The 12,153-nt window shown below is 70.8% G+C and carries 11 protein-coding genes and 1 riboswitch; of the genes, 8 read left to right on the top strand and 3 right to left on the bottom strand.

From position 1 onward, the window contains the following. The first annotated feature begins 10 nt into the window (after nucleotides 1-10). The gene (locus tag IEZ08_RS06420; RefSeq protein WP_068924009.1) at nucleotides 11-802 is read left to right on the top strand and encodes a serine/threonine-protein kinase; all 792 of its coding nucleotides are present in this window, start codon (nucleotides 11-13) and stop codon (nucleotides 800-802) included. On the opposite strand, the gene IEZ08_RS06415 is transcribed toward IEZ08_RS06420, so the two are convergent. Next, nucleotides 784-1,503: a TetR/AcrR family transcriptional regulator gene (locus IEZ08_RS06415; protein ID WP_189241834.1), complete on the bottom strand. Its 720-nt coding sequence runs from the start codon at nucleotides 1,501-1,503 to the stop codon at nucleotides 784-786. The two genes, IEZ08_RS06420 and IEZ08_RS06415, sit on opposite strands and share 19 nt — an antisense overlap. A gap of 94 nt (nucleotides 1,504-1,597) precedes the next feature. Between IEZ08_RS06415 and IEZ08_RS06410 the strand changes: the two genes are divergently transcribed. Together IEZ08_RS06410 and IEZ08_RS06405 are read left to right on the top strand one after the other, a co-directional pair. After that, a complete protein-coding gene (locus tag IEZ08_RS06410) occupies nucleotides 1,598-2,506 on the top strand; it encodes a carbohydrate kinase family protein (RefSeq protein ID WP_068924008.1) in 909 nt (302 codons plus the stop codon). 83 nt (nucleotides 2,507-2,589) lie between these two features. Then, entirely contained in the window at nucleotides 2,590-3,825 is a 1,236-nt protein-coding gene (locus tag IEZ08_RS06405; RefSeq protein WP_068924007.1) for an aminotransferase class III-fold pyridoxal phosphate-dependent enzyme, read from the top strand. Nucleotides 3,826-3,894: 69 nt separating this feature from the next. On the opposite strand, the gene IEZ08_RS06400 is transcribed toward IEZ08_RS06405, so the two are convergent. Together IEZ08_RS06400 and IEZ08_RS06395 are read right to left on the bottom strand one after the other, a co-directional pair. Continuing rightward, on the bottom strand, nucleotides 3,895-4,446 hold the full coding sequence (locus IEZ08_RS06400) for a hypothetical protein (protein ID WP_068924006.1): 552 nt from the start codon (nucleotides 4,444-4,446) through the stop codon (nucleotides 3,895-3,897). A gap of 81 nt (nucleotides 4,447-4,527) precedes the next feature. Continuing rightward, on the bottom strand, nucleotides 4,528-5,646 hold the full coding sequence (locus IEZ08_RS06395; RefSeq protein WP_189241833.1) for a GNAT family N-acetyltransferase: 1,119 nt from the start codon (nucleotides 5,644-5,646) through the stop codon (nucleotides 4,528-4,530). Nucleotides 5,647-5,812: 166 nt separating this feature from the next. Here IEZ08_RS06395 and IEZ08_RS06390 point away from each other — a divergent pair, with 166 nt between their 5' ends. The 5 genes from IEZ08_RS06390 (at nucleotide 5,813) to IEZ08_RS06370 (ending at nucleotide 12,147) form a co-directional block, all read left to right on the top strand. Continuing rightward, on the top strand, nucleotides 5,813-6,697 hold the full coding sequence (locus IEZ08_RS06390) for a tRNA (adenine-N1)-methyltransferase (protein WP_068924004.1): 885 nt from the start codon (nucleotides 5,813-5,815) through the stop codon (nucleotides 6,695-6,697). A 226-nt stretch (nucleotides 6,698-6,923) separates the two neighbouring features. Next, entirely contained in the window at nucleotides 6,924-8,687 is a 1,764-nt protein-coding gene (gene arc / locus IEZ08_RS06385) for a proteasome ATPase (RefSeq protein WP_068924003.1), read from the top strand. 184 nt (nucleotides 8,688-8,871) lie between these two features. Further along, complete coding sequence (locus IEZ08_RS06380; protein WP_189241832.1) at nucleotides 8,872-10,026, top strand: acyltransferase family protein; 1,155 nt, start codon at nucleotides 8,872-8,874, stop codon at nucleotides 10,024-10,026. A 96-nt stretch (nucleotides 10,027-10,122) separates the two neighbouring features. Next, nucleotides 10,123-11,637: a depupylase/deamidase Dop gene (gene dop / locus IEZ08_RS06375; RefSeq protein ID WP_068924001.1), complete on the top strand. Its 1,515-nt coding sequence runs from the start codon at nucleotides 10,123-10,125 to the stop codon at nucleotides 11,635-11,637. Between the two features lie 168 nt (nucleotides 11,638-11,805). Further along, a riboswitch (adenosylcobalamin (AdoCbl) riboswitch) is annotated at nucleotides 11,806-11,950 on the top strand. Between the two features lie 2 nt (nucleotides 11,951-11,952). After that, nucleotides 11,953-12,147 carry a CbtB domain-containing protein gene (locus IEZ08_RS06370; RefSeq protein ID WP_084780209.1) on the top strand — a complete coding sequence of 65 codons (195 nt, stop codon included), beginning with the start codon at nucleotides 11,953-11,955 and terminating at the stop codon, nucleotides 12,145-12,147. Nucleotides 12,148-12,153: the final 6 nt, after the last annotated feature.

Below are 12,153 nucleotides of genomic sequence, written 5' to 3'. Positions count from 1 at the left end.
GAGACCGCCGGTGGAGGGCATCGCCGACTACGAGTTCGTCCGGTCGCTGGGAGAGGGGAACCACGGGGAGTTCTACCTCGCCAGGAAACCGGAGCGGTTGCCGGTGGAGGCCGAGTTCGTCGCGGTGAAGGTCCTCGTCGGGGGCACCGGGACCGACGCGTTCCGCCGGGCCACCCGTGAGCTGAAGGCGTTCGCCGCCGTGCGCTCGCCGTACCTTGTGACGCTCTATGACGCGGGACGGCATGGCGGGGTTTTCTACTACTCGATGGAGTACCTGCCGGGCGGCTCGCTGGGCCGTCCCGCCGGGCCGGTGTCGCGGGAGAGGGCGATGCGGGCGGTCGCCTGCGCCGCGCACGCCGCGCAGGCGCTCCACGAGGAGGGCATCGTGCACCGCGACATCAACCCCGGGAACGTGCTCCTCACCGAGACCGGGGGCAAGCTGTCCGACCTCGGCCTGTCCCAGGTGCTGACGCCGGGGGCGACGGTGACGGGCATGGGCGGGATCGGGTCGGTGGAGTTCGTCGACCCGGCGCTGCTGCGGGGGGAGCCCCCCACCCCGGCCGGGGACGTGTGGTCGCTCGGCGCGACGCTGCACTGGGCGGCGAGCGGCGCCGGCCTGTACGGCGAGCTCCCCGTCCACGACCCGCTGCTGACCCTGCGGAAGATCAACAGCATCGCGCCCTCCGTCCACACCGGTCTGGAGCCGGAGTTGGCCGAGCTGGTCGGGGCCTGCATCGGCGACGTGGCGAAGCGGCCCACGGCCCGGGGCGTCGCCGACCGGATCTACGCGTTGTTGTCCTGAGGGGCGTCCCGGGGAGCGCGACCGTCCCCGGTCCCGGGGGTTCCCGTGCTCCCGGCGGTCGCGGGGGTTCCCGTGCTCCCGGCGGTCGCGGTGGCGTCGGCGGGAGCGGCGGGGTCGCGGAGCCGGTCGAGCTCGGCGTGGAGGAGCCGCTCCAGCCGCCCGGCGCCGGCCCGGTCGGGATAGAGGAGATGGTGCAGGCTGAGCCCGTCGACCAGGGCGAGCAGCCGCTCGGTGACGTCGTCGAGGTCCTCGGCGGTCGTGATCTCACCCGTGTCGGCGGCGGCGCCGAGCAGGCTCCGCACCAGGTAGCGCAGTTGCCCGGCCTCGGCGCGCTGCGCCGCCAGCAGGTCCGGGCTGGTCAGGCTCCGGCTCCAGAAGCCCACCTCCAGGCCGCTCTCCTGGACGCGCTCGTCGTCCAGCGGCAGGTTGTCGAGGAGGAGTTCGCGGAGCGCGGCCAGCCCGGCGCGGCCGGAGAGCTTGGCACGCAGCCGTTCCACGATGCGCCGGTGCGATGAGCGCAGCGCCGACAACATGATGTCGTCCTTGTCGGCGAAGTAGTGCGTGAGCACGCCGTTGGAGTAGCCGGCCTCTCTGGCGATGGCCCTGGTGGTGGCGGCCTCGATGCCGTCGCGGAGGATGACGCGGCGAGCGGCCTCGACGACCTCCTCGCGGCGCTCCCGGTGGTTGACGATCTTCGGCACGTTTCCCTTTCCTCCTCGGCGCAGTCGTTGACATGGTATTCGGACGCCCGTCTATTATCCGCTCAAGACCGTCAAGACATGAGGAGGGCTCGCCATGACCGTCGTCACCCTGGGGGTGCACATCGTGGACGTGCTCGCCCGGCCCGTGGAGTCGATCCCGGCCGGACAGGACACCCATCTGCTGGAGCAGATCCGGATCACCGCCGCGGGCGCGGCGGCCGGGACCGCGGTCGCCCTGGCGAAGCTCGGCGTCGAGGTCGCCTCGGCGGGGGCGGCCGGCGACGACGAGCTCGGCGACTTCCTCCTCATGATCATGGCTCGCCACGGGGTGGACGTCGGCGGGATCGTCCGCAAGCCCGGCGAGCAGACCGCCGCCTCGATCCTGCCGATCAGGCCGGACGGCGGCCGCCCCTCCTTCCACGTCCCCGGCGCCAACCTCGTCCTGTCCCCGGCGGACCTGGACCCCGCCCGGATCAAGGCGGCGGAGGTCCTGCACCTGGGCGGCATGGACGTGACCTGGGGGCTGCACGATGCCGGGTTCTTCGCCCTCCTGGACGAGGCGCGGGCCGGCGGAACGGTCGTCACGATGGACCTCCTGTCCAACATGCCCGACCTGATGCAGGGAGCGCGGGCTTTTCTCCCGCATGTCGACTATCTCCTGCCCAACGAGGAGCAGGCGCTGATGATGAGCGGGGCGGCGGGGGCCGAGGAGGCGGCGGCCAAACTGCTGGCCGAGGGGCCGCGGGGCGTGCTGGTCACGCTGGGCGGCGAGGGCAGCCTGGTGGCGACCGCCTCCGGGAGCACCCGCGTGCCCGCCCTCGACGTCCCGGTGGTCGACACGACCGGCTGCGGTGACGCCTACTGCGCCGGGTTCATCGCCGGTCTGACCGGGGGCGAGGACGTGCTCGGCGCCGCACGGCTCGGCACCGCGGTGGCGGCCCGCGTCGCCGGAGGGCTCGGCTCCGACGCGGGCCTGGACGGCCTCGACCGCTCCCTTCTCTGAAAAACGGCCGCTGCCCGCCCTCCTGTCCGGATGCGCGTCCAGCCCCGGTCGCGGGGCAAGCGCGAAAGGTGGTAATTCCAGAAATGTCAATCGATGCGAGTCTGCGTGACCGCGCCGCCAAGGTCGTTCCCGGCGGCATGTACGGTCACCTCAACGCCGCCCTGCACGGTCCCGCCTACCCCCAGTTCTTCACGCGCGGAGAGGGCTGCCGTCAGTTCGACGCCGACGGACGCGAGTACGTCGACCTCATGTGCTCCTGGGGACCCATCATCCTCGGCCACCGCCATCCGGCCGTGGAGGAGGCCGTCGCGGCCCAGCTCGCCACCGGCGACTGCCTCAACGGCCCCGGCCCCGTCTTCGTGGAGCTCGCGGAGCTGATGGTCGAGACCATCCCGCAGGCCGACTGGGTGATGTTCTCCAAGAACGGCACCGACGCCACCACCCAGGCCCTCATGGTCGCCCGCGCGGCCACCGGCCGGACCAAGGTCCTGGTGGCCCACGGCTCCTACCACGGCGCCGACCCCTGGTGCACGCCCAGCCTGGCCGGGACCACCCCCAGCGAGCGCGCCGACCTGATCGAGTTCACCTACAACGACCTGGCCGGTGCCGAGGCCGCCGCGGCCGGGGCCGAGGGGCCGGGCGGGTCGGACGTCGCGGCGATCATCGTCACGCCGTTCAAGCACGACTCCTTCGAGGACCAGGAGCTCGCCACGCCCGAGTTCGCCCGGGGGCTGCGCGCGCTGGCCGACCGGATCGGCGCCGCCCTGGTGATCGACGACGTGCGCGGCGGCTGGCGCCTGGACCTGGGCGGCTCCTGGGAGACCCTGGGCGTCCGCCCCGACCTGTACGCCTTCAGCAAGGCCATGGCCAACGGCCACCCGATCGCCGCCGTCACCGGCGTGGACTCCCTGCGCGCCCCGGCTCAGACGATCTACTCCACCGGCTCGTTCTGGTTCAACGCCGCCGCGATGGCGGCGGCGAAGGCCACCATCGAGACGCTGCACGCCATCGACGGGGTCGCCCTCATGGAGCGCGCGGGCACCCGCCTGCGCCAGGGGCTCGCCGCGCAGGCCGCCGCCCACGGCTTCACGGTCAGCCAGACCGGCCCGGTCCAGATCCCCTGGCTCTCCTTCGAGGGCGACGCCACCCTGGAGAAGGGCATGTTCTGGTCCGCGGCCTGCCTGGAGGAGGGCGTCTACCTCCACCCCTGGCACAACTGGTTCATCTCGGCCGCCCACACCGACGACGACATCGACCGGGCGCTGCAGGGCACCGACGCCGCCTTCGCCCGCCTGCGGGCCGAGTTCGGGGCCGACTAGCGGCGGTCGCCGGACGGCCGGCCGCCGGACCGGGCCCGGGCGGGACGACCGGGGAGAGGGCCCCGGGCGTCACGGCCCGGGGCGGGGTGCGTTGAACGCGTGGATCGACCGGAGGATCCGGGTGGCGGCCTCGAACCCGCGGGCCGCCTCCAGGGCCCGCCCGGCGGCGGTGGCGAAGCGCACCAGCAGGTCCTCGTCCCGGTGGTCGAACAGGCGCCCGGCCACCCACAGGTACGCCTGGCCGATGGTGGCCAGCGGCACCGGGACGGCCAGGAAGCCGGGATGTCCCAGGGCGGAGTCCCGGGGGAGGAGGACGGGGCGGCAGCGGGTCGCCAGGGTCTTGAGCACCGTGCCGTCACGCAGCCAGCGCCGTACCCGCAGCGGGTCGCCGGGCGGGGCGTGCACGTGGACCGGGACGGCGCTCTCCTCCACCGGATCGACCTCCACCAGCCCGGCGTAGCCGGTCGAGCACACCGTCGCCGCCGCGGCGACGACCTGTGCGACCAGGTCGTCGGCATCGTGCCCGGCGAAGGTCTCGATCAGGCTTCCCAGGGAGTCTCCCGGTACGCCGCACCGGAGCGCGGCACCGGAGCCCAGGCCGATCTGATGGGTGATGCTCATCCAGTCCCTCTTTCCGTCGAATCGGGCGCCCGGCCGGGGGGTGGCATCGGGCGGAGGGTGGCGCGATTTGGAGTATCACCCTCAGAATCCGGTTTGGCCACCCCCGGGGCGGAGGCGGTACCACTGGAGGTCGTCGCGCCGGGTGCCCCCGGGACCGGGCAGGAACCCGTGCAGGACGGCGTCGCGGGTGAAGCCCGCCCGCTCCAGCACCCGGTGGGAGGCGGTGTTGCCCGGGTCGGTGCCGGCGACGACGCGGGCCAGGGCGGTGCTGGTGAAGGCCCACTCCACCAGGAGGTTCACCGCCCGGGTGGCGAGGCCCCGGCCGCGGAACTCCGGCCGCAGGCTGTAGCCGGTCATGGCCTGCCCCAGCGGGGGGATGACCATGGCGAGCTGGATGCTCCCGGCGAACGCGCCGTCGGCCGCGTCGCGGATCACCAGTTCGGCCCGGGAGCCCGCCAGCCAGAGCATGCCCGCCTCGCGGCAGAACTCCTCGTTCTCGGCCGGGTCCGGGGCCCCCGGCGGGACGTGGTGCGCCATGACGTCGGGCAGGCTCTCCAGGGCGAGGCGGTCGGCGGCGTCCGCGGCGGTCAGCGGCGTCAGCCGTACCACGCCGTCGGACAGCGCCCCGCCGGGCAGCGGCGGCAGGTACGGCCGGATCCGCTCGCCGGAGTCGGTGCGCAACCGGGCGAAGGACACCAGGTCGCCCCGGGAGCCGTCGCGCAGGGGTTCGTCCCCGCGCCGCACGCCCTCCCGGGTGAACCCGGCGGCGAGGGCGACCCGCTGACTGGCCAGGTTCTCCACACCGGCCAGCAGGTCCACCCGGTGGGTCCCGTGCGAGAAGGCCCACTCGGTCAGCGCCCGGGTGGCGGCGGTGGCCGCTCCGCGTCCCCGCGCCCACGGCGCGATCAGATAACCGATCTCGACGGCGCCGCGCGGGCCGGGCGGCTTGAGCCCGATGTTGCCCAGCCACGCGCCGGTGTCCGGGTCGGCGACGGCGAACACCGCGCCCCCCGCCTCCCACTCCCGCTCGGAGGACTTCAGGAAGGCGGACGCGTCGTCCCGGGTGTACGGCACCGGCACGGCCGGGACGAACCTGACGATCTCGGGATCGGCGCAGGCGCGGACGATCGCGCCGGCATCGCCGGGGGTGAGCCCGCGCAGCACGACGGGACCCGCCGGGATGGTCTCTCTGGGGAACATGCCCCAGTGGTATCAAGCGGGCGGGGGAGGAGGCGAACGCTTTCCCGGCCCGTCTCCCAGCCCGTCTCCCGGCCGTTTCCCCGGCCCTTCCGCCCTTCCCCGTCCCGGGCGGTCCCCGCCCGGCGGAACGGACCGGGCGCATCCGCGCGCCGATACCCTTGCGGGCATGGGTTTTCGCAGGCATGGGCCGTTTCAGGCCGGGGATCAGGTTCAGCTCACCGACCCCAAGAACAAGCGCCACACGGTGACGCTGAAGGAAGACGGCGTCTTCCACACGCACAAGGGGTTCATCCCGCACAGCGACCTGATCGGCAGGCCTGAGGGATCGGTCGTGCGCTCCTCCGGCGGCACCCAGTACCTGGCGTTCAGGCACCTGCTGGCCGACTACACGTTGTCCATGCCGCGCGGCGCGGCGGTGATCTACCCGAAGGACTCGGCGCAGATCGTCGCCATGGCGGACGTCTTCCCGGGCGCGCGCGTCGTGGAGGCCGGCGTCGGCTCCGGCGCGCTGACGTGCTTCCTGCTGCGCGCCGTCGGCCCGGAGGGGAAGGTCACCTCCTACGAGCGCCGCGAGGACTTCGCCGAGGTCGCCACCAAGAACGTGGAGAAGTTCTACGGCGGTCCGATGGACCAGTGGCGCCTGGTGGTGGGCGACTTCGTGGACGCGCTCGACGAGGTCGACGTCGACCGGATCATCCTCGACATGCTCGCCCCGTGGGAGTGCGTGGACGCCGCCGCCAAGGCGCTGACCCCGGGCGGGGTCATCTGCTGTTACGTGGCGACCACGACCCAGTTGTCCCGCACGGTCGAGACTTTGCGCGAGCATGGGAGTTTCACCGAGCCCCACGCGTGGGAGACCCTGATTCGCGACTGGCATGTCGAAGGGCTCGCCGTACGGCCCGACCACCGGATGGTCGGCCACACCGGCTTCCTCGTCACCGCCCGGCGCATGGCGGACGGGGTGACACCCCCGCCCCGCCGCAGGCGTCCGGCGAAGGGGGCGTATGGCGAGGAGTCTGCGGCATCCGCCGGTCAGGCGTCCGTCGTATAACAGTTCGGCGGCAGCTGCTGCATGACGATTCGGTCACGACATATTCAGGGGTATGACACGGGAACAGAACACCGTGTTCTCCTGCTCTCACTGCTAAACACACCATAAGGGATTAATCACTGAACACTTAGAGTAGCCACACGAACACTGCTCGGTCAGGTAACGGACACCTCTCAGATGGGTAGGGTCTTGAGTAGTCGGTCTCGACTGGGAAGGAGGTGACGGCGTGGCAGCTCGCGACGACGCTGAGGCTCGAGCCGCGCAGCGCGAACGGGAGGTCGCTGACCTCACAACACAGGTCTCCTTCCTGCAGGAGGAGATCACCGCGCTACGGCGGAAATTGACGGAGTCTCCCCGGCAGGCCAGGGTCCTTGAAGAGCGTCTCCATGAGGTGCAGGCGAATCTGGCGGCCGTCACCGCGCAGAACGAACGCCTGGTGGCGACCCTCAAGGAAGCCCGGGATCAGATTGTCGCCCTCAAGGAAGAAGTCGACCGGCTGGCGCAGCCGCCGTCCGGGTTCGGCATCTTCCTGGAGGCCAGAGAAGACGGCACGGTGGAGATCTTCACCGGCGGCCGCAAGCTCCGCGTGAACGTCAGCCCGGCGGTGGACGTCGAGGCGCTCAAGCGCGGCCAGGAAGTGATGCTCAACGAGGCGCTCAACGTCGTCGAGGCCCTCGGCTTCGAGGACGTCGGCGAGATCGTGATGCTCAAGGAGCTCCTCGAGGACGGCAGGCGGGCGCTGGTGATCTCGCACGCGGACGAGGAGCGGGTGGTGAAGCTCGCCGAGTCGCTGCTCGACCAGCCGATCCGGGCCGGCGACTCGCTGCTGCTGGAGCCGCGTTCGGGCTACGTCTACGAGCGCATCCCCAAGTCCGAGGTGGAGGAGCTCGTCCTGGAGGAGGTGCCCGACATCTCCTACGAGGAGATCGGCGGGCTCATGCGGCAGATCGAGCAGATCAGGGACGCGATCGAGCTTCCCTACCTGCACGCCGACCTCTTCCGCGAGCACAAGCTCCGCCCGCCCAAGGGCGTGCTGCTGTACGGCCCGCCCGGCTGCGGCAAGACGCTCATCGCCAAGGCGGTCGCCAACTCCCTGGCCAAGCAGGTCGCGGAGAAGACCGGCCAATCGGGCAAGAGCTTCTTCCTCAACATCAAGGGTCCCGAGCTTCTCAACAAGTACGTCGGTGAGACCGAGCGGCACATCCGCCTGGTCTTCCAGCGGGCTCGCGAGAAGGCCTCCGAGGGCACCCCGGTGATCGTGTTCTTCGACGAGATGGACTCGATCTTCCGGACCCGCGGCTCGGGCGTCTCCTCCGACGTCGAGAACACGATCGTCCCCCAGCTCCTGTCCGAGATCGACGGTGTCGAGGGCCTGGAGAACGTCATCGTGATCGGCGCCTCCAACCGCGAGGACATGATCGACCCGGCGATCCTGCGGCCCGGCCGCCTGGACGTCAAGATCAAGATTGAGCGGCCGGACGCCGAGGCGGCCAAGGACATCTTCTCGAAGTACCTCATCCCCGAGCTCCCGCTCCACCCCGACGACATCGCCGAGAACGGCGGCAGCCGGGAGGGCACCATCGCGGGCATGATCCAGCGGGTCGTCGAGCGGATGTACACCGAGAGCGAGGAGAACCGCTTCCTGGAGGTCACCTACGCCAACGGTGACAAGGAGGTCCTGTACTTCAAGGACTTCAACTCCGGCGCGATGATCCAGAACATCGTGGACCGCGGCAAGAAGATGGCGATCAAGCAGTTCCTCGAGACCGGGCAGAAGGGTCTGCGGATCAACCACCTGCTGACCGCCTGCGTGGACGAGTTCTCCGAGAACGAGGACCTGCCCAACACCACCAACCCCGACGACTGGGCCCGCATCTCCGGAAAGAAGGGCGAGCGGATCGTCTACATCCGCACCCTGGTCTCCGGGAAGCAGGGCGCCGAGGCCGGCCGTTCCATCGACACGGTGGCCAACACCGGCCAGTACCTCTAGCACGCCCGGACGGCGCGGCTCCCAGGAGGGGGCCGCGCCGCCCGCGTGTCCGGGCCCGGTCCGGCGGCCCGGACCGGGCCGATGTCCTCCCGCCTGTCACAGAAGTCGAACGCCGTCCCATGGAACCCAGGTGATCGGTCCGCCGTCAAAGGGACGTGCGTGAACATTTCGGTGCGGTCGTCCGTTGACCGGCACGGGGTCTCGCGGTGCGGCGGGGAACGGCGGCCGCCTCGCCGAGCTGGATCTCCTGCGTTTCGTCGCCGCCGTGGCGGTACTCGCCTTCCACTACTTCATCGCCTTCCGCTCGGTGTGGGGCGAGACCCCCGCCGAGCTGTTCCCGGCGATCTCCACGATCTCCGGTCTCGGCATCCTCGGCGTCGAGCTGTTCTTCATGATCAGCGGATTCGTCATCCTGATGAGCATCTGGGGGCGGGGCCTGGGCGCCTTCGCGCTCTCCCGCGTGGTCCGGCTCTACCCGGCCTACTGGGTCAGTGTCGGCGTCACCGCGGCCCTGTACGGCCTCACCTCGGCCACCGCCCTGGACCCCAGGCTCGACTCCGGCGGCTACGCGGTCAACCTGACCATGCTCCAGCGCCTGTTCGGCGTCCACGACGCCAACGGCGTCTACTGGTCGCTCTGGGTCGAGCTCCGCTTCTACCTGCTGATCTCCATCCTGGTGATCTTCGGGGCGACGCTCGGCCGCTGCCTGGTCTTCATGGGCGTCTGGCTGCTGGCGGCGGGGTTCTTCGCGGGCAGCGACGACTACTGGGTCGAACTGCTGATCATGCCCAGGTACGCGGCCTACTTCGTCGGCGGCATGGCCTTCTATCTGATGACCAGGTACGGTCCCCGGCTGGTCCTGTGGTGCGTGGCCGGGATCAGCGCGGGGCTCGCGGTCAACGCGGCCCTGGACCGGGTGGCCGGCCGGGTGGAGCTGGTCGGCTACGCCGCCATGCCCGTCCCCGACTGGGCCGTCGTCGCCACCGTGGTGGCCTTCTACGCGCTCATGGCCCTGGTCGCCCTGGGCTGGCTCGGCCGGCTGCGCTGGCGCGGCCTGGTCGTCCTGGGCGCCGTCACCTACCCCCTCTACCTGTTCCACACGGCGGGGGCCGTACTCATCATCCCCGCGCTCCGCGACACGCTGCCCCCCTGGCTGACCGCCGTGGTCACCGTCCTGGCGGTAACGGTCTTCTCCTATCTGGTCTACCGGCTGGCCGAACGGCCGGTCCAGGATTTCGTCAAGGCCAGGCGGCGCCGCCGCACCTCGGAGCCGGTGCCGTCCCCGGAACGGATCCTCGCGACGCCGCACAGCCTGGGCGAAAAGGCTTCGGTGCCATAACTGTCTGGCCACAAGGCATGGTGAAAGGTCTAGGCTCAGGGGTATAGACGGCGGACGATACAGCCCCGGACGAGCAGAGGGTGCGAGAGGGTGCGCATGACGGTACGGCGGGTGATGGGCATAGAGACCGAGTACGGCATCTCCGTGCCCGGACAGCCGGGGGCCAACGCGATGGTGACCTCCTCCCAGGTCGTGAACGCCTACCTGGCCGCCTCGGCGGCGCGGGCGAGGCGGGCGCGGTGGGACTTCGAGGAGGAGAACCCGCTGCGCGACGCGCGCGGGTTCGATCTCGCGAGGGAGGTGGCGGACGCGAGCCAGCTCACCGACGAGGATCTGGGCCTGGCCAACGTGATCCTCACCAACGGCGCGCGATTGTACGTCGACCACGCCCATCCCGAATACTCCACGCCCGAGTGCACCAACCCGCGGGCCGCGGTGATCTGGGACAAGGCGGGGGAGCGGGTCATGCACGACGCCGCGGTGCGCGCCTCGGCGATGCCGGGCAACGCCCCCATCCAGCTCTACAAGAACAACACCGACAACAAGGGCGCCTCCTACGGCTGCCACGAGAACTACCTGATGCGGCGGGCCACGCCGTTCGCCGACATCGTCAGGCACCTGACGCCGTTCTTCGTCTCCCGGCAGGTCGTCACCGGCGCCGGACGGGTCGGCATCGGGCAGGACTCGCGCGGCGAGGGCTTCCAGATCAGCCAGCGGGCCGACTTCTTCGAGGTCGAGGTGGGCCTGGAGACGACGCTCAAGCGGCCGATCATCAACACCCGGGACGAGCCCCACGCCGACCCGGAGAAATACCGCCGCCTGCACGTCATCATCGGCGACGCCAACATGTCGGAGATCTCGACCTACCTGAAGCTCGGCTCCACCGCCCTGGTCCTCGCCATGATCGAGGACGGCTTCTTCACCCGCGACCTCGCGGTGGAGAACCCGGTGCAGGCGCTGCGCGCGGTCTCCCACGATCCCACGCTCCGCTACGAGATCCCGATGCGCGACGGCCGCAGGCTCACCGCGGTCCAGCTCCAGATGGAGTACCTGGAACTGGCCAGGAAGTACGCCGAGACCCGCAGCGACAACGGTGCGGACGAGCCCACCAAGGACGTCCTGGACCGCTGGGAGTCGGTCCTGACCCGCCTGGCCGACGACCCGATGCAGCTGTCGGGGGAGCTCGACTGGGTCGCCAAGCTGGAGCTGCTCGAGGGATACCGCAGCCGTGACGGGCTGCCCTGGTCGCACCCGCGCCTGCAGCTCGTCGACCTGCAGTACTCCGACATCCGGCCCGACCGCGGCCTGTACAACCGGCTGGTCGCCCGCGGCAGGATGCAGCGCCTGGTGAGCGAGGAGGAGGTGCAGCGTGCCGTCGAGGTCCCGCCGAGCGACACCCGCGCCTACTTCCGCGGCCGCTGCCTGAGCCAGTACAGCGACTCGGTCGCCGCGGCCTCCTGGGACTCGGTCATCTTCGACCTGCCCGGCCGCGAGTCGCTGCAGCGCGTCCCGACGCTGGAGCCGCTGCGCGGCACCAAGGCCCACGTGGGCGAGCTGTTCGACCGCTGCCGGACCGCCACCGAGCTGGTCACCGCGCTCACCGGCGAGTAGCGCGACGCAGCTCGCGGAGCCTGTGGAGCCCGGGACCGGAGGGTCCCGGGCTCCATTCGCTGGGACCCGCGTGGAGCCGCCTGTGCTGAGGTGTTTATCCGGATATTCCGGATATGCCGTCTGTTGTGGTGAGTGGGAGATTGACGGGGAAGAGGATTACGGGATAGGTTCCGGATGTTTTGTGGCGGTGCGAGGGAAATCCGGTGAGATTCCGGTGCGGTCGCGCCACTGTAACCGGCCCTTGCGGGCCGGAAGCCAGGTCACTCGGCCGCCACCACCTACGAGAGGGACGCGAAATCCCTGAAGGAGGTAGCCGTGAGCCAGATCTCGGCTCCGCAGACCCAGCCCGTTCCGTGGACCTCGCTCACCCGCTGGCTGCTCGCCGTACCGGTCCTGCTGCTCGTCGCCTACCTGGCCGCCTTCGACCAGGGCGCGATCTCGCAGGCCGGCACCTACCTCCACGAGCTCATGCACGACGGACGCCACCTGCTCGGCGTTCCCTGCCACTGAGCCACA

The organism is Planobispora rosea (assembly GCF_014648175.1).
Lineage (GTDB): Bacteria > Actinomycetota > Actinomycetes > Streptosporangiales > Streptosporangiaceae > Planobispora > Planobispora rosea.
Note: the sequence above shows the minus strand (reverse complement) of the source record. Positions and strands in the feature narration are given on the sequence as shown.